Raw genomic sequence first — 16,689 nt, 5'->3', positions numbered from 1 at the left:
CCCTGCGCCCCCCCTCTCCCCCTCCTCGTCCGTCACACCAGCTCCCCCCCCCCCCCTCCCGTGGCCCGACCCCCCGCCCCCCCCCCCCCCCCCCCCCCCGCCCCCCCCCCCCCCCACGGCACCTTCGCTCTTCGGCACCTTCGCTCTTCGCCGGATCCATCCTTCGGCGCATCCGCCCTTCGGCAGCGCGGCCACCCCGCCCCACCGGCCACCTCCGCCGCACCGCCCACCTCCACAGCCCCGGCCGCACCGCGCACACCCGGCCGATCGGACGGCCCTTCGGCCACGAGGGCGGTATGTTGACGAACTGTTAGGTCTCTTGACAGACCAGTGGTCTAGTCCAACCATAAGCATGTCGATCCGACCGGGATGCACTGTGGGGGTGTGACCACCGGCGGCTGAGGCACTGCCCTGCCCTGCCTGTCCCGCACCACCCCCGCTCCGTACGGCGTGCGCACACGCGTACCCGCCACCCGCCTCCGCGCGAGTCGGTGGGCTTCCGCGCGCCCGCACATCCGGACACCCAGCAGTCCCGCACGTCCGCACACCCGCACGTCCGCACACCCACACGTCCGCACGTCCGGGCCCGCGCAGCCGACCCCACACGGCCGTCGCGCCCCGATCATGCGCGCATCCCCAACGTCCCGCCCCACCACGTATGTTGGAGAATCCATGCGTCTACGCAGAACCATCCAGGCGGCCCTGACAGCCTGTGCCACGCTGGCCGCCTCGGCCGGCCTGGTCGCCGCCGGGACGGGCTCCGCCCAGGCCGCGACCCCGCTCCCCAGCCGGGTCTTCGCCCCCTACTTCGAGTCCTGGACCGGGCAGAGCCCCGCCGCCCTGGCCGCCCAGTCCGGGGCCAAGCACCTGACGATGGCGTTCCTCCAGGCCGCCACCAAGGGCTCCTGCACCCCGTACTGGAACGGCGACACCTCCAAGCCGGTCTCCTCCTCGACCTTCGGCGCCGACATCGCCACCATCCGGGCCAACGGCGGGGACGTGATCCCCTCCTTCGGCGGCTACACCGCCGACAACACCGGCACCGAACTGGCCGACAGCTGCACCGACGTCAACCAGATCGCAGCAGCCTTCGAGAACCTCGTCACCACCTACGACGTCAGCCGGATCGACCTCGACATCGAGGACAACTCGCTGACCAACACGGCCGGAATCGACCGCCGCAACAAGGCGATCAAGATCGTGCAGGACTGGGCCGCCACCAACGGGCGGAACGTCCAGTTCTCCTACACGCTGCCGACCACCACCACCGGGCTCGCCTCCAGCGGTCTCGCCGTGCTGAAGAACGCGGTCAGCAACAACGCCCGGATCGACGTCGTCAACATGATGACCTTCGACTACTACGACGGCGCCACCCACGACATGGCGGCCGACACCCAGACCTCCGCGCAGGGCCTCTACAACCAGCTCGCCAAGCTCTACCCGTCCAAGACCCCCGCCCAGCTGTGGGGTTCGATCGGGATCACCGAGATGCCCGGCATCGACGACTACGGCGCGGCCGAGACCTTCACCGTGGCCAACGCCACCACCGTCTACAACTGGGCGGTGTCGAAGGGCATCAACACACTGTCCTTCTGGGCGCTCCAGCGCGACAACGGCGGCTGCCCGGGCAAGGCGGGGGACGACTCCTGCTCCGGCATCAGCCAGAACACCTGGGACTTCACCCACATCTTCGCGCCGTTCACCAGCGGCTCGACGGTGACCAACGACTTCTCCGTGGCCGTCAACCCCAACTCCGCTACGGTCACCGCTGGTTCGTCCACATCGGCGGCCATCGCCACGGCAGTGACGGCGGGCTCGGCGCAGAGCCTCAACCTGTCGGTCAGCGGCGCCCCGGCCGGCGTCACCGCCACCGTCACCCCCGGCAGCGTCACCGCCGGCACCGGCGCCACCCTCAACGTCACCACCACCTCGGCGGTGGCGCCCGGGAGTTACCAGCTGACGGTCACCGGCAGCGCGGCCTCCGGCAGTCACACCGGCGTCTTCACCCTGAACGTCACGGGCACCCAGCCCGGCAACGACTTCTCGGTCGCGGTGAACCCGAACTCCGGCACCCTGGCCGCTGGTTCGTCCACGTCCGCGGCCATCGCCACGGCAGTGACGGCGGGCTCGGCGCAGAACCTCAACCTGTCGGTCAGCGGCGCCCCGGCCGGCGTCACCGCCACCGTCACCCCCGGCAGCGTCACCGCCGGCACCGGCGCCACCCTCAACATCGCCACCACCTCGGCCACCACGGCGGGCAGCTACCCGCTCACCGTGACCGCCACCGGGCCGTCCGGCACCCACACCGCCACGTACGCGCTGACCGTCACCGGGACGACCCCGCCGCCGACCGGTCTGGTCAACGGCGGTCTGGAGACCGGCAGCCTCGCCCCGTGGACCTGCCAGAGCGGCGGCGCCGTGGTCTCCACCCCGGTCCACTCCGGCTCCTACGCGCTCCAGGCGGCGGCGACCGCCGGCCAGACCGGCGAGTGCTCGCAGACCGTCACGCTGAAGGCCAACACCAGCTACACGCTGAGTGGTTGGGTGCAGGGCAACTACGCGTACCTCGGCGTCAGCGGTGACGCCACCGCCAGCTCCTGGACCAACGCCTCCGGCTGGACCAAGCTGACCGTCCCCTTCACCACCGGCGCCTCCGGCACCGTCACCGTGTACCTGCACGGCTGGTACGGCCAGGGCAACGTCTTCGGCGACGACTTCTCGATCGCCTGAGCTGCGCCCGACGGCTGACGACTGACGGCTGACAGATAACAGCTGACAGATTTCATCATCTGTCAGCTGTTATCTGTTTTCTGTTTGTTGTTCGTCGCCGGTCGGTGGCCGTCAGCTCCCGGCCACCACCTCGACCTCCGCCGTTCTCATCCGCCCGGGCCGACACAGCGTCACGTACGCCACCATCGCCAGCACCCCGCTCGCCAGGACGACCACCGCCAGCAGCACCGACGACGGCCGGCCGCCGAGGCTGCTCAGCGGTGCGACCACCGCCCCGCACAGGAAGTTGCCGGTGCCGAGCAGTGCCGACGCCGTCCCGGCCGCCCGCGGCTCGACCAGGCTGAGCGCCTGCGCGGCCGTGTTCGGCAGGACCACACCCATGCTGCCCATCATCACGAACAACGGCGGGCAGAACCCGACCAGCCCGAAGTCCCAGACCGCCGTCAGCAGCACCAGCGCCACCCCGGCGACCACCGCCGTCGCCAGCCCGGCCAGCATCAGCCCCCGCGGGGCGAAGCGGCGCGCGAGCACCCGTCCGTTCAACTGCGTCATGACGACGATGGCCAGCGAGTTCGCCCCGAACAGCAGGCTGTAGGTCTGCGGCGAGACCTGGTACACGTGCTGAAGCACCGTGGACGACCCGCTGATGTAGCCGAACAGCGCACCGAAGGCGAAGGCGCTGGTCAGCGCCAGCCCGAGGAACGGCAGGTTGCGCAGCAACCGCCCCATCGTGCGCAGCGCCGCGCCCACCCCGCCGGTGCCCCGGTTCTGCGTCGGCAGGGTCTCGCGCAGCGCCCCGAAGGCGGCCAGGGTCAGGAGCAGCCCGAGCGCGGTCAGCGCGCCGAAGGTGCCGCGCCACGAGGTGAACCGCATCAGTTGCGCGCCGAGGATCGGGGCGAGGATCGGCGCCAGCCCGGATATCAGCGCGATGGAGGCCAGGAACCGCAGCATCGCGACGCCCTGGAAGCGGTCCCGGGCGACGGCCCGGCCGATGACCAGCCCGGCGGATCCGGCCGCGCCCTGGATGAAGCGGGCGATGATCAGCACCGTCAGGCTCGGCGCGATCACGCACACGACGCTGGCCAGGGTGTAGAGGACGAGCCCCGCGAGCAGCGGCGGGCGGCGGCCGTAGCGGTCGCTGAGCGGTCCGAAGAGCAACTGCCCGGCCGCGACCCCGAACATGGAGAAGGTGAGGGTGAGCTGGACGGCGGCCGGTTCGGCGACCAGGTCGTCGGCGATCTCGGGCAGCCCGGGCAGGTAGAGGTCGGTGGTGAGCGGGCCGAGCGCCACGAGACCGCCCAGGACGGCGATGGTGGCCCGGCCGGGGCGGGACTGGCCGGTGGTGGGGGCGGCGGAGGGAGCGGTCGACGTGTCGCCGGCAGGGCCGACGGTCGGGCCGGGCATGGGGCTCCTCACGGAACGGGGAACGGGACGGGACGGGGGCGGGACGGGTTTGTCCACGCTCCGTCCTATCGCAGCCCCGGCCGTTTCCGACAGCGGGGGTCCTCCCGCTGGTCCACCGTCGGCCACACCGGCGGCACCCGCGCACGACGACGGCCCGCCCGCACCTGTCGGTGCCCGGCGGGCCGGTCGGAGCCTGACGGCGTACTCGGAGCCTCACGGCTTGCTCGGTGCGGGCACCCGGCGCGGTACACGGAACCCGGCGCAGCGCTTGGTGCCCGGCTCAGTGCAGGGTGCCCGGCTCAGCGCACGGAACCCGGCTCAGTGCTTGGTGGGCCGCTCCGCGCGCAGGGCCGCCTGCACCGCCGCGCCGTCCTGCCACGCGTAGAGCTGGTTGCCGGTGAGCGTCACGTTGTAGTGCCCGCAGGTGCCACTGGCCTTGGCCGCGACGCCCTCGGGGAACCAGCCGGCCTTGAGCGACAGCGGCACCGAGTGCGCGGACTTGCCGGGCAGGCCGGTGCTGCAGCCGACGGGCAGCCGGCCTTCCGGGAGGGTGGCGCGCAGCAGGCGGTCGTCGCCGGTGGTGGACATCAGGTACTTCACCGAAGAGGCGTTGTCGGGCAGCCAGGTCGGCATCGAACGGCGCTCGGCCTTGGCCTGGCTGCCGGTGTCGTAGGTGGCCTGCTCCTGGTGGCGTCCGTCGTACCACTCGGACACCCTCGGGCCGATTGCCACGGCCGCCACGGCGACGGCCATGCCGGTGCCCGCGACTCCCAGTGCGACCTTGCTCACGATGCCCTTCATGCCCGCCTGTCCTCTCCGTCTCCGGTTCCGGTCCGGTCGGCGAGGTCTGCCGCCCGGGTGTATCCATCGTGGCCCTTGCCGTCCCTCCGGAGCGTCACCACGAGGTCGCGATCTTGTCTCCATCCCACGGGGTACCGTCTCCACCTTCAGAGGTATGTCCAGCGGCCCGGTCTCGGGGTTACGCGGTGGGGCGCCCAGGCTGGCACACCGTCTTCAAGTGCCGCCCGGGCCTCGATCGAGCGTCACTCAAGCCGGCCTCCGGCGCAGCCCGGCCTGCTGCACCCGGATGCATCAGCGCGCCCCTGAGGCGTCGTCGGGCCCGGGGCCGGCGACGGTGCCGGCCCCGGGTCGGATCGCTGGTCGGATCGTTGGTCAGAGCACAGGCCGGACCGCCGATCAGAGCACCGGTCAGAGCACCGGTCAGATCGGCGCCGACACCGTCTCCGGCACCGGCCGGGCGACCGGGAAGGGTCGGCCGTCGAGGGTCCAGTGCGGGTCGATGGGGCGCAGCAGCGAGGCGTACACCTGGGCGGCGACGTCCGGGTGGCGGATCTCCCCGGTGGGCGGGCCGGCCGGGATGCCGTGCCCGGCGCAGGCGACCCAGGCCGTGCGCTCCTCGACGGTGCGGCCGCCGTGGCCGCCGGCGTCGACGTGGCCGTGGTCGGTGACGACGATGACGGTCCACTGCTCGTCGGCGTGGTCGGCGCGGCCGCGGACGGCGTCGAGCAGTCGGCCGAGGCGTTCGTCGGCGGTGCGCATGGCCGCCCGGTACTCGTCGCCGCAGCCGAGGAAGTGGGCGGTCTCGTCGACGGCGCCGAGGTAGACGAAGGAGGCCTCCGGGTCGGCGGTGCCCAGGACGTGGACGGCCTCGCGGGTGACCTCCTCGTCGACGGCCTCCCAGGCTTCGGGGGTGTCCTCGGCCGGGGCGATGTACGAGAGCCGGCCGGGGGCGCGGAACAGCGGGCCGCCGGACTCGTTGATCATCAGCGGGTCCCAGCCCGCCGCGACGAAGGTGCGGCGGCGGTCGCCGCGGGCGAGCCGGGTGGCGAAGTCGGGGAACACGTCGAGCCGGTTGCCGCCGAGGTGGTTGCCCCAGACACCGTGCTTGGCGGGCTCGACGCCGGTGACGATGGTGGCCCAGCACGGCCCGGACATGGTGGGCGTGGTGTCCGCCACGGTCACCGGCACCAGGAACCCGGCCTCGGCGAGCTCCTGGAGGCGCGGCATCGGCACGTGCTCCAGGTAGTCGTGGCGGACGCCGTCGATCCCGACGACGAGCACCCGGGGGCGGGGCCACTGGGCAGCGGACATGGCGGGGGGTTCCTTTCGGTCGTGCACACCCGGCCGCGCCCGCCGAGGGCGCCGCCGACCGCGCCATGCTCCACCGCGCGCCGTACCGTCCGGCATCCACCCGCCGAACGCGGGGTGTCCGCCGGGTGTCAGGCGGCCGTACGGACGAACCGGCGGTCGGCCCGGCCGAGTTGGGAGACCGGTCCGGCGGCGCGCAGCACGACGTCCAGGACGCGGTCCGGGTCGGCGGCGTAGCAGTGCGCGAACCACGGCAGGTTCGCCTCGACGACGGCCCAGTGCTCGACCGGGTCGTAGGGGTCCGCGATCGGGCCGACGTCCAGGGCGACGGCGCTGGGCAGGGTGTCGCCGACTGCCGCGAGCAGGAGCCGGGCGAAGGCGCCGGCCTCGGCGGTCAGCGGCGCCGGGTCGAGCCGGCCGAAGCGGGCGTAGCGGCTACCGGTGAGCACCTCGCCGTCGCGGACGAACAGCCGGTACTCGGCGGCGAAGGTCACCGGCTCGCTGACCAGGACGGGCGTGTCGGGGCCGATCCGGTCGCCGGTGCGCGGCAGGCGGGTGCCGTCCGGGTAGACCGCGGGCGGGAGCGACTTGTCGGCGGGTGGCTTGACGAACGCCGGGCGGCGCAGCGTCCACGCCTCGGCGAGGGTGGTGAGCTCGATCCGGCGCCGGGTGAACTCCTCGGGCAGGCGGGTGAGCCAGTCGTCGTCGGGTTCGAGCAGGGCGAGGCCGAGCGGTCCGGCGATCCGGGCCGCAGAGAGCGGGCCGCCGTACCAGTGGACGGGCCGCCCCGCGAGGCGCTCGACCGTGGCCGGGCCGTTCAGGACGGCGGTGTCGAGGCCGCGCCGGGCGGCGGCCTGGGTGAGCAGCGCGGTGGTGCTGGTCCGCTGGGCGGAGCTGAGCAGCACGTGGTCCGAGCGCACCTCGCGCGCCGTCGCTGCCGAGTGGGGCACGGTTGCGGGCGCCCCGCCCGGGCGCACCTCACCCGGGCCCGGCGCGGCGGGGCGCGTCACGGCTGGGGGCGGAACTCGTGGACGACCTCGATGCGGCCGACGATGTTCCGGTTGAACTCCGGCAACTCCTCGGCCGGGACCCAGAGTTCGAGGATCGTACGGCCGCCCGCCCGCTGCACCGGATAGCGGGCGAGGAAGGCGGTGTCGACCTCGAAGCGGGTGACGTAGCCGACGCCGGAGGCGGGGACGTTCCAGTCGCGGGCGATGCGGATCGCGTAGTCCTCGTTGAGGACGGGGTAGAAGATCGGCTGCTCGGGCAGCCGGGGCGGCCAGGCGCGCCGGCCGGACGCCTCGACCAGGGCCAGTTCCTCGGGGCCGGTGGGGCGCCAGAGGGTGGTGGTCGGGGCGGTGCCGGGCGTGGTGGGCTTGCTGTTCACGGTGGGCACGGTAGCCGGGCCGCGACGGCCCCGGCCACCGGAATTCCCGAGGTGGACGGCCCGTCAGTGGTAGGCGGACTCGCCGGTGATGGCCTCGCCCAGGATCAGGGTGTGGATCTCGCTGGTGCCCTCGTAGGTGAGCACCGACTCCAGGTTGTTGGCGTGCCGCAGCACCGGGTACTCGGTGGTGATGCCGTTGGCCCCGAGGACGGTCCGGGCGCTGCGGGCGATCTCCAGCGCCGTGCGGACGTTGTTGAGCTTGCCGAAGCTGACGTGCGGCGGGCGGGCCGCGCCCTCCTCCTTGAGCCGGCCGATCCGCAGGGCGACCAGGTAGGCCTTCTCCACCTCCAGCATCATCTCGACGAGCTTGTGCTGGGTGAGCTGGAATCCGGCGATCGGGCGGCCGAACTGGATCCGGCTCTTCGCGTAGTCGAGGGCGGCGGTGTAACAGTCGCGGGCGGCGCCGACGGTGCCCCAGAGGATGCCGTAGCGGGCCTCGTTGAGGGAGGAGAGCGGTCCGCGCAGGCCTGTGACGCCCGGCAGGACGGCGTCGGCGGGCAGGACCACCTCGTCGAAGGCGAGTTCGCTCGTGACGGAGGCGCGCAGGGAGAGCTTGCCGTGCACGTCGGTGGCGGTCAGGCCGCGCGCTCCGCGCTCGACCAGGAAGCCACGCACGCCCTCCTCGGTCTGCGCCCAGACGACGGCGACGTCGGCGATGCTGCCGTTGGTGATCCACATCTTGCTGCCGGAGAGCACCCAGTCGCCGCCCTTGCGCACCGCGCGGGTCCGCATGTTCGCCGGGTCGGAGCCGAAGTCCGGCTCGGTGAGGGCGAAGCAGCCGATCAGCTCACCCGCGGCCATGCCGGGCAGCCAACGCTGCTTCTGCTCCTCGGAACCGAAGGCGTGGATCGAGCGCATCGCGAGCGAGCCCTGCACCGAGACGAAGCTGCGCAGCCCGGAGTCGGCCGCCTCCAGCTCCATGCAGGCGACCCCGTACGCCACCGCGCCGGCGCCCGCGCAGCCGTAGCCGTCGAGGTGCATGCCGAGCACGCCGAGGGCGCCGAGTTCGGGGGCGAGTTCGCGGGCCGGGAAGACGCCGCGCTCGAACCAGTCGCCGATGTGCGGGCGGATCCGCTCCTCGGTGAACCTCCGGACGGTGTCACGGATCAGCCGCTCCTCGTCGGAGAGCAGGTCGCCGACGGCGAGCAGGTCGGACGGGTCGATCCGGGTCGGCTTCGTCATCGAAGCTCCTTGTAGTGTCGGCGGGATATCGACGGGATCCCGGTCTCGGCGCGGTACCGGCGAGTATGGCGCAACCGCCCGGACGGTGGGCGGGCGCGAGCGAGTGAGGAAGACGACATGGCGGGCGAGGCGTACGCGGTCGGTCAGGTGACGGCGGAGGAGTTGGACGGCGCGGCGGAGGAACTGGCCGGGCTGCTGGTCGACACCGTCCACGATGGCGGGTCGCTCGGCTTCCTCGCACCGCTGGGGCGGGCCGAGGCCGTCGCGTGGTGGCGGGCGATCGCCCCGGAGGTCGCGGCGGAGCGGCTGCTGCTGTGGACGGTCCGGGCGGAGGCCGACGGGCGGCTCGCCGGGACGATCCAGCTGCGCCCGGCGGTGCCCGCGAACGGGCGGCACCGGGGCGAGGTCGCCAAGCTGATGGTGCACCCGGCGGACCGGGGGCAGCGGCTGGCCGGGCGGCTGCTGGCGGTGCTGGAGGAGCGGGCGGCCGAGCTGGGGCTTCGGCTGCTGGTGCTGGACACCGAGACGGACAGCCCGGCCGAGCGGCTGTACGAGGCGGCCGGGTGGACGCGGGTCGGTTCGGTGCCGGACTACGCGACCGACCCCTCGGGGCGCGCGCACCCGACGACGATCTTCTTCAAGGCGCTGGGCGGCTGACGGACCGCCCTTCACCCCACCCCGCACAGCCGCAGCAGCGCCGTCGCCGCCGCGCCCGCGACCACCACCGCCGGAAACGGCGCCCGCCGCAGCGCGAGCACACCGGCGACCAGGACGCCCGCCGGGCGGGCCCAACCGGCGAAGCCCTGGCCCTGAGTGAGGGCGCCGGTGGCGACCAGGGCGACCAGCAGTACGGCCGCGGCGACGGCGAGCAGGTGCCGCACGCGCTCCGAGAGGGCGAGCCGGTGGCCGAGGAGCGGCCCGGCGAGGCGGAAGGCGTACGTCCCGACGGCCAGCAGCAGCACGGCGTACAACGGCATCATCGGGCTTCCTCCCGCTCGATCACCGGGACGCCCGGCTCCTCGACCGACGCCCCCTTCCGCGACTCCCGCGACTCCCGCGAGTTCTGCGAGTTCTGCGAGTTCTGCGAGTTCTGCGGCTCCCGCACCTCACGACCCTCCCGCACCTCACGACCGTCACGGCCCTCGCGACCCTCGCGCGTTCCGGGCCGCCCGGCGAACAACAGCCCGACGAGGGCGAGCAGGACGGGCAGCCCCGCCGGGACGAACGGCGTGGCCGCGACCGCGACGACGGCGCCTGCCACGGCGGCGGTACGGACGCGGCGGTCCGCGAGCGAGGGCAGCACGAGCGCGAGCAGCACGGCGGGGAAGGCCGCGTCGAGGCCCAGCGCGTCCGTGTCCCCGATCAGCCCGCCGGCCAGGGCCCCGAGGACCACCGAGACGTTCCACACCACGAACAACGCCAGTCCGCAGAGCCAGAAAGCGGCCCGTCGCCGTCGCCCGTCGTCCTGCCGCAGGACGAACGCGGCGGTCTCGTCGGTGATCAGCTGCGCGCCGAACACCCGCCGCCACCACGGGCCGTCGAGCACGTCGGCCACGGCGAAGCCGAAGGGCAGCAGCCGGGCGTTGAGCACCAGTCCGGTGGCGACGGCGGCGAGCGCACCGCCGCCGGACAGCACCACGCCGACCGCCGCGAACTGGGAGCCGCCCGCGAAGACGAGGACGGAGAGCGCGACCGGCACCCACAGGGGCAGGCCGCCGGAGGCGCTGATCGCACCGAAGGAGGCGCCGACGAGCGCGTCGGCGAGGCAGACGAGAGCGATGTCCCGAAGGGTGGCACGCTCCAGTGTTCGGAGTGGCGAACGCATGTCCAACAGCCTGAACCCAACGCCCGCCGTTCGTCAAGGCGAACGATTGGACCGACAGGGCGAACGGCAGGCGGATGCGGACAGCCGCCCTCACGAGTGGCAGCATGAACGGCACCAGCCGCACGGGAGCCGGAGAAGGAGCCAGGAGAGCGTGAGTGGCAAGCATGAGTGACCGGACCACCCCGAGCGCGGGTTCCGGCGCGGACCTGATCGGCCTGATCTCCGTCTCCATCCGGCGCGAGCGCGAACGCGGCGGGCTGTCGATGGCGGAGCTGGCCCGGCGCGCGGGCATCGCCAAGTCGACGCTCTCCCAGCTGGAGTCGGGCGCGGGCAACCCGAGCGTGGAGACGCTCTGGGCCCTCGCCGTCGCACTGAACGTGCCATTCAGCCGCCTGGTCGACCCCCCGCGCCCGGCGGTCAAGGTGATCCGGGCCGGCGAGGGCCCGGTGACCCACTCCGAGCGCGCCGACTACGCGGCGACCGTGTTGTCCTCCTGCCCGCCGAACGCCCGGCGCGACATCTACCGGATCGAGGCGCAGCCGGGCGAGACCCGGGCCTCCGACCCGCACATGCCCGGCACCGTCGAGCACGTGCTGGTCGGCTCGGGCCGGGCGCTGGCCGGGCCGACGGAGGCCCCGGTCGAGCTGGGCCCGGGCGACTACGTGAGCTACCCGGGCGACGCCCCGCACGTCTTCCGCGCGCTGGCGCCGGACACCCTCGCGGTGATCGTCATGGAACACATCTGACGGCTCGTCAGATGTGCTCCACTACTTCAACAGCCCGTCCAGGAAGGGGTTTCCGAACACCCGGTGCGGGTCGTGCCGGTCCAGGACGGCGACCGCCTCATCCCAGCCCGGCCCGCCGCCGTCGCGCAGGCTCGCGGGGATGACCCGACCGATCAGGTCCGGGTCGGACCAGGCCGCTTCGGCGGTGTACGCCCAACCCTTGGACCACTCGACCCGCAGGCCCGCCCGGGTGCCGTCGAAGGTGTGCAGCAGCCACTGCTCCAGGTCGCGGGCGAAGCGTTCCAGCCCCGGGGTACCGGGGAAGGCCAGGACGTCGAGCCAGACCGCGGTGTCCCACTCCGGACGGTCCGCCCGAGGACGCAGCGCGGACAGCAGCGGCGGCCGCGCGCCGGGGACGCCGGAGGAGGTCGGGTCGTCCACGCCGGTGACCCGGATCTCCACCGCGCCGTTCACCGGGAACTCCCCTCGGGCCCGGTAGTCGGCGAGCAACTTCCGGTAGTAGGCGGCGAATTCGCTGACCACCCACTGGATGTCGGCACGCTTGGCGAGGACCGCGTAGCCGTTGGCGGTGACCCGCAGGGTGGTGGGCCGGACGTACTGCAGCAGGCTGCGCGACGGGCCCCAGAGGTCGGAGCGCAGGCCGCCGGCGAGCAGGTGGGTGATCAGGTCGCCGCTGAGCAGGTCGCGGAGCAGCCCGCCGGAGAGGAGGACGTCCGTGAGGTCGCCGGTGAGCGCCACCTTGGCGATCAGGTACTGGAGTTGGCCGAACAGCGGGGCCGATCCCCAGGCGCCGGCGACGATCTGGCCGGCGAGCCGGGCGACCGGTTCCGGAATGCTGTCCGAGAAGGGGTAGTTGTAGGGCTGGTCGACGGGCAGGGAGCCCAGCGGTTTGGCCGGGGCGACGCTCCAGGTCTTCAGCCAGGGGTACTCGGTGTAGGCGAACCAGATCGCCTCGACCCGACCGTCGCGCTCGACGAAGTCGGCGAGGGTGCGCGGGCCGCCACCGCCGAGCAGGCCACCCAGGAGCCCACCGCCGCCGCCTCCGGTGCCGGGGCGGGCGAACAGTTCGGCGGCCGGGATGTCGAGACGGCTGACGCAGCGCAGCGGCCGGTCCGCGCCGGCCCGCAGCACGACTTCGGTGAGGAAGGCGCGGCCCAGGTGCACGAGGAAGGCGGCGCTGTCGGCCTCGGCGCGCTCGAAGGTGCGCAGCGTGTAGCGGCCGGTGGCCGGGTCGAGGACGACGGCGGTGAGCCGGACGACCTGGTTGCTGACCGAGCCGAAGCCGTGCCCCTCCGGCCGGAGTTCGTGGGCGGCGGGTACGGCGGTGCCGTGGCCACCGATGGCGAGCACCCCGCCGACGGTCAGTTCGCCGGGTGCCGGGCACGCGGTCAGACCGAGGCCCCGGTCGGCCAGGTGGGCGAGCAGGTCCTCCATGGTGGCGCCGGTCTGGACCCGGACGGTGGTCGGCGAGTCGGCGGTCATCGCGGTGAGGTGGCGGCTGGTGTCCACGAGCAGGACGCGGGCGCTGTCCGGGGTCCCGTTGGCGACGGTGAGCGGCGCCCAGGTGTGCCGGTAGCCGGTGGCGCGCAGGCGCCAGCCGTTGGCGTGCGCCCAGTCGGCGAGCGCCGGTACCTCCTCCGGTGTGCGGGGCGCGCAGGTCCACAGCTGGTCGGTGCGGATCTCGCCGGACCAGTTCTGGAAGACCCGCTGGTACAGCTCGGTGCCGGCGGGCAGGCCGGGCGGCACCGGGGTGGCCGCCTCGGCGCTGTCCGGGCCGATGGTGCCGCGCAGCAGCCAGGCCGCGCCGCCCAGGGCGGCCGAGGCGCCGAGCATCTGCCGCCTGGTGAGCCCGCCGCCCCTGGCGTTTCCACGGCGCTTCCCGTGGCCCGTCTGCGGAGCCGCGCCCGGGGCCGTCCTCGACTCCACCCCCGGGTCGGTCCCCCTGCGGTCTTCCGTGCCCCCGGCCATGCCCCGCCCTGTCGTCGTCATGAGTCCGCCCCCACTAGCCGGTCACCCGCGCCGAGCGGCGGTGATGCCGCACGGCGATGATGCCGAGCAGCGGCGATCAGGGTGGGGCCGGTGTGAATCCGGCCCAGGCAGGAGCGTACGAAGTGGCGTACGGCAGTTTGAAGCACTCCACGCAGCTATTCATCCATTCGGGTGATCATGCCCCGGGCCGGCGCCCGCTCCCGGCACAGCGCAGAGCGGTACGTGCGTCCGCCCCGGCCGCCTCCCTCCCGGCTGCCACGCGAAACCCTTGTCCACCGCCCGGACCTGCGCATACGTTGATCTTTTCCACCTCGCGCCCGGAGGCACCGCCATGCCCGCACCCCTGATCGCCGCCGCCACCGTCACCGTGGCCGTCGCCCAGCCCGCCTGCGCCGACGCCGGCCGCCCGGACACCGTGGCCGTGAACGTCGAACGGCACGCGCAGGCGGTACGGGAGGCCGCCGCGCGCCTGGTGGTGTTCCCCGAGCTGTCCCTGACCGGGTACGACCTGGCCGCGCCCGCGCTCGGCCCGGCCGATCCGCGCCTCGCCCCGCTGGTCGCCGCCTGCGCCGCGACCGGCACGACCGCCCTGGTCGGCGCGCCGGTCACCGAGCCCGGCGGGGGCGAGTCCATCGCCACCCTGGCCGTCACCGGCGAAGGCGCCGTCGTCGTGTGCCGGAAGACGCGGCTGCACGGCGCCGAGGACGACCGGTTCACCCCCGGCGACGGGCCCGCCGTCCTGGAGCTGGACGGCCTGCGGTTCGGCCTCGCGATCTGCGCCGACGCCGCCGATCCCACGCACGCCGAGGAGACCGCCGCGCTCGGCATCGACGCCTATGTCGCCTCCACCCTGTACGGCGCGGGGCCCGCGCAGGCCGCCCGCCGCGACGGGCACCTCCGCGACCGCGCCGCCGCCCACGGGGTGTGGGCCGTGCTGGCCACTTCCGCCGGGGCGAGCGGCGAGCAGCCGCAGACCTCGGGCGGCTCCGGCTTCTGGGCGCCGGGCGGCGCCCTGATCGCCCAGGCCGGCACCGCGCCGGGCGAACTCGTCCGCGCCGAGCTGCCCCGGCGGTAACGACGGAGGCGGCCCGGCGGACGCGGCCCGACCGTCACCGTGGACGCGACCGGGCCGGAACGGCGAGCGTGGCCGGGCTGCGACAACCGGATGCGGCCGGGCGGAAATACCCGGGGCCCACGCGCGGCTGTGGTGATCGGAGACCGCTCGGGGCCGGACCACCGGCCCGTTCAGGAGGTGCAGCGCGTGATGGGTGACGAGCAGGAGAACCAGCGGGAGTACCGCGTCGAGCACGACTCGATGGGCGAGGTCCGGGTGCCGGCCGCCGCGAAGTGGCAGGCGCAGACGCAGCGGGCGGTGGAGAACTTCCCGGTGTCCGGCCAGCGGCTGGAGCGCGCGCACATCGCCGCGCTGGCCGGGATCAAGGCCGCAGCGGCCCGGGTGAACGCCCGCCTCGGCGTCCTGGACGAGGACACGGCGGCGGCGATCGCGGCGGCGGCCGAGGAGGTCGCCGAAGGGCGGTGGGACGACGAGTTCCCGGTGGACGTGTTCCAGACCGGTTCGGGCACCTCGTCCAACATGAACGCCAACGAGGTGATCGCCACCCTGGCCGCCGAGCGGCTGGGCCGCCCGGTCCACCCGAACGACCACGTGAACGCCAGCCAGTCGTCCAACGACGTCTTCCCGTCCTCGATCCACATCGCCGCCACCGCCGCCGTCACGCACGACCTGATCCCGGCGCTGGAGCACCTGGCGGAGGCGCTGGAGCGCAAGGCCGCCGAGTTCGCGCAGGTGGTCAAGTCGGGCCGGACGCACCTGATGGACGCCACGCCGGTCACCCTCGGCCAGGAGTTCGGCGGCTACGCCGCCCAGGTCCGGCACGGGCGGGAGCGGCTGCTGGCGACGCTCCCCAGGGTCGCCGAACTGCCCCTCGGCGGCACGGCGGTGGGCACCGGGATCAACACCCCGCCGGGCTTCCCGGCGGCGGTGATCGAGGAGGTCGCCCGCACCACCGGCCTGCCGCTCACCGAGGCGCGGGACCACTTCGAGGCGCAGGGCGCCCGCGACTCCCTGGTCGAGCTGAGCGGGCAACTGCGCACGGTGGCCGTCGGATTCACGAAGATCGCGAATGACCTGCGGTGGATGGGCTCGGGCCCGCGCACCGGCCTCGGCGAGATCAACCTGCCGGACCTGCAACCCGGTTCGTCGATCATGCCGGGCAAGGTGAACCCGGTGCTCCCCGAGGTGGTGCTGATGGTCGCCGCCCAGGTGGTCGGCAACGACGCGACGGTCACCCTGGCCGGCGCGAGCGGCAACTTCGAGCTGAACGTGATGCTCCCGGTACTCGCCCGCAACGTGCTGGAGTCGGTGCGGCTGCTCGCCAACAGCGCCCGCCTGCTGGCGGACCGGACGGTGGACGGCATCACCGCCAACGTCGAACGGGCCCGGGAGTACGCGGAGTCCTCCCCCTCGGTGGTCACCCCGCTGAACCGCTACCTCGGGTACGAGGAGGCGGCGAAGGTCGCCAAGCGGGCGCTGGCCGAGCGGAAGACGATCCGACAGGTCGTGCTGGAGCACGGCTACGTGGAACAGGGCAAGCTCACCCGTGAGCAGCTCGACGAAGCCCTCGACGTCCTGCGGATGACCCGCCCGTGACGGCCACCGACCCGCCCGTGACGGCCGCGGCTCCCTGACGACGTGCGCCGGGGCGCGGAGGACGGTTCGGCCCTCCACGCCCCGGACGCGGGCTGTCAGTGACGTCAGCCCTTGGCGCGGCCGGCGCGGCCGAGCCGCATCGCTGCTCCGTTCGCCGTGATCGTGGCCATCGAGATCGCCGCGAGACCGAGCAGGAACATCACGGCACCGACGATGACGCAGGTGACGATGTTCCTGCCCTGCGCGGCCGATCCGGAGACGAGCCAGGGAGAGACGATCGTCCACGCGCCGAGCACGGTGGCCGCCCAGGCCCTCGCGTGGGTGCGCTCGTAGGCCGACCCGTATCCCGCCATCAGCACGCAGTAGGCCAGGCCGACGATCAGGCAGGTCACGGTCAGCGTGTTGAAGGCGGTGAAGCCGACGATCCATGGCGATGCCGCCAGGAAGAGGCCCGCCAGCACGGCCAGGGCCTCCGTGGCCTGGGCGCGCGGGGTCGAGGTGATCCGCTCGTAGTGCTCCCGTAGTTCGACGATGTCCGGGTGATGCTCCATGCCCATCGGAATCTGGGTAGACACCGATACCACCT

At 73.6% G+C, this 16,689-nt stretch carries 15 protein-coding genes; 5 read left to right on the top strand and 10 right to left on the bottom strand.

The window, feature by feature from the left end; all coding sequences use genetic code 11:
• Positions 1-672: 672 nt before the first annotated feature.
• Entirely contained in the window at positions 673-2,730 is a 2,058-nt protein-coding gene (locus AC07AL_RS19965) for a glycosyl hydrolase family 18 protein (RefSeq protein ID WP_478317857.1), read from the top strand.
• Between the two features lie 111 nt (positions 2,731-2,841).
• Here the strand turns inward: AC07AL_RS19965 and AC07AL_RS19960 are convergent, their stop codons facing one another.
• From AC07AL_RS19960 to AC07AL_RS19935, 6 genes are all read right to left on the bottom strand, one after another.
• Entirely contained in the window at positions 2,842-4,134 is a 1,293-nt protein-coding gene (locus tag AC07AL_RS19960) for a multidrug effflux MFS transporter (protein ID WP_363579473.1), read from the bottom strand.
• A gap of 318 nt (positions 4,135-4,452) precedes the next feature.
• A complete protein-coding gene (locus AC07AL_RS19955) occupies positions 4,453-4,935 on the bottom strand; it encodes a hypothetical protein (protein ID WP_363579474.1) in 483 nt (160 codons plus the stop codon).
• 420 nt (positions 4,936-5,355) lie between these two features.
• On the bottom strand, positions 5,356-6,246 hold the full coding sequence (locus AC07AL_RS19950) for an alkaline phosphatase family protein (RefSeq protein WP_363616554.1): 891 nt from the start codon (positions 6,244-6,246) through the stop codon (positions 5,356-5,358).
• A gap of 128 nt (positions 6,247-6,374) precedes the next feature.
• Entirely contained in the window at positions 6,375-7,148 is a 774-nt protein-coding gene (locus AC07AL_RS19945; RefSeq protein WP_478317859.1) for an ATP-grasp domain-containing protein, read from the bottom strand.
• 101 nt (positions 7,149-7,249) lie between these two features.
• Positions 7,250-7,630 (bottom strand): ADP-ribosylation/crystallin J1, encoded by a 381-nt coding sequence (locus tag AC07AL_RS19940; RefSeq protein WP_363579480.1) that lies wholly within the window; start codon positions 7,628-7,630, stop codon positions 7,250-7,252.
• A 63-nt stretch (positions 7,631-7,693) separates the two neighbouring features.
• Positions 7,694-8,872, bottom strand: a complete 1,179-nt coding sequence (locus AC07AL_RS19935) for an acyl-CoA dehydrogenase family protein (RefSeq protein ID WP_363579482.1) — start codon at positions 8,870-8,872, stop codon at positions 7,694-7,696.
• Between the two features lie 117 nt (positions 8,873-8,989).
• Between AC07AL_RS19935 and AC07AL_RS19930 the strand changes: the two genes are divergently transcribed.
• A complete protein-coding gene (locus tag AC07AL_RS19930) occupies positions 8,990-9,529 on the top strand; it encodes an N-acetyltransferase family protein (RefSeq protein WP_478317856.1) in 540 nt (179 codons plus the stop codon).
• Positions 9,530-9,540: 11 nt separating this feature from the next.
• On the opposite strand, the gene AC07AL_RS19925 is transcribed toward AC07AL_RS19930, so the two are convergent.
• Positions 9,541-9,849 (bottom strand): AzlD domain-containing protein, encoded by a 309-nt coding sequence (locus AC07AL_RS19925; protein WP_400805274.1) that lies wholly within the window; start codon positions 9,847-9,849, stop codon positions 9,541-9,543.
• Positions 9,849-10,697: an AzlC family ABC transporter permease gene (locus AC07AL_RS19920; RefSeq protein ID WP_478317855.1), complete on the bottom strand. Its 849-nt coding sequence runs from the start codon at positions 10,695-10,697 to the stop codon at positions 9,849-9,851. Before AC07AL_RS19920 ends, AC07AL_RS19925 begins: the two co-directional genes overlap by 1 nt.
• Before the next feature lie 164 nt (positions 10,698-10,861).
• On the opposite strand from AC07AL_RS19920, the gene AC07AL_RS19915 reads away from it, so the two are divergent.
• A complete protein-coding gene (locus tag AC07AL_RS19915) occupies positions 10,862-11,443 on the top strand; it encodes a helix-turn-helix domain-containing protein (RefSeq protein WP_363367331.1) in 582 nt (193 codons plus the stop codon).
• 21 nt (positions 11,444-11,464) lie between these two features.
• On the opposite strand, the gene AC07AL_RS19910 is transcribed toward AC07AL_RS19915, so the two are convergent.
• Positions 11,465-13,276, bottom strand: a complete 1,812-nt coding sequence (locus AC07AL_RS19910; protein ID WP_478317854.1) for a cholesterol oxidase substrate-binding domain-containing protein — start codon at positions 13,274-13,276, stop codon at positions 11,465-11,467.
• A gap of 487 nt (positions 13,277-13,763) precedes the next feature.
• Between AC07AL_RS19910 and AC07AL_RS19905 the strand changes: the two genes are divergently transcribed.
• Positions 13,764-14,507, top strand: coding sequence for a carbon-nitrogen hydrolase family protein (locus AC07AL_RS19905; RefSeq protein WP_400984228.1), 744 nt, complete (start codon positions 13,764-13,766; stop codon positions 14,505-14,507).
• A gap of 189 nt (positions 14,508-14,696) precedes the next feature.
• A complete protein-coding gene (locus tag AC07AL_RS19900; protein WP_363579494.1) occupies positions 14,697-16,103 on the top strand; it encodes a class II fumarate hydratase in 1,407 nt (468 codons plus the stop codon).
• A 104-nt stretch (positions 16,104-16,207) separates the two neighbouring features.
• On the opposite strand, the gene AC07AL_RS19895 is transcribed toward AC07AL_RS19900, so the two are convergent.
• Entirely contained in the window at positions 16,208-16,678 is a 471-nt protein-coding gene (locus tag AC07AL_RS19895; RefSeq protein WP_063349890.1) for an SPW repeat protein, read from the bottom strand.
• Positions 16,679-16,689: the final 11 nt, after the last annotated feature.

This window comes from Kitasatospora sp. NPDC043949, from assembly GCF_056435365.1.
This window is presented reverse-complemented; position numbering and strand designations above follow the sequence as displayed.

Coding starts and splice junctions, on each gene's coding strand:
- AC07AL_RS19910 (WP_478317854.1), bottom strand. CDS start 13,276: ATGCTCGGCGCCTCGGCCGCCCTGGGCGGCGCGGCCTGGCTGCTGCGC.
- AC07AL_RS19965 (WP_478317857.1), top strand. CDS start 673: ATGCGTCTACGCAGAACCATCCAGGCGGCCCTGACAGCCTGTGCCACG.
- AC07AL_RS19920 (WP_478317855.1), bottom strand. CDS start 10,697: ATGCGTTCGCCACTCCGAACACTGGAGCGTGCCACCCTTCGGGACATC.
- AC07AL_RS19950 (WP_363616554.1), bottom strand. CDS start 6,246: ATGTCCGCTGCCCAGTGGCCCCGCCCCCGGGTGCTCGTCGTCGGGATC.
- AC07AL_RS19935 (WP_363579482.1), bottom strand. CDS start 8,872: ATGACGAAGCCGACCCGGATCGACCCGTCCGACCTGCTCGCCGTCGGC.
- AC07AL_RS19900 (WP_363579494.1), top strand. CDS start 14,697: ATGGGTGACGAGCAGGAGAACCAGCGGGAGTACCGCGTCGAGCACGAC.
- AC07AL_RS19930 (WP_478317856.1), top strand. CDS start 8,990: ATGGCGGGCGAGGCGTACGCGGTCGGTCAGGTGACGGCGGAGGAGTTG.
- AC07AL_RS19925 (WP_400805274.1), bottom strand. CDS start 9,849: ATGCCGTTGTACGCCGTGCTGCTGCTGGCCGTCGGGACGTACGCCTTC.
- AC07AL_RS19955 (WP_363579474.1), bottom strand. CDS start 4,935: ATGAAGGGCATCGTGAGCAAGGTCGCACTGGGAGTCGCGGGCACCGGC.
- AC07AL_RS19905 (WP_400984228.1), top strand. CDS start 13,764: ATGCCCGCACCCCTGATCGCCGCCGCCACCGTCACCGTGGCCGTCGCC.
- AC07AL_RS19960 (WP_363579473.1), bottom strand. CDS start 4,134: ATGCCCGGCCCGACCGTCGGCCCTGCCGGCGACACGTCGACCGCTCCC.
- AC07AL_RS19915 (WP_363367331.1), top strand. CDS start 10,862: ATGAGTGACCGGACCACCCCGAGCGCGGGTTCCGGCGCGGACCTGATC.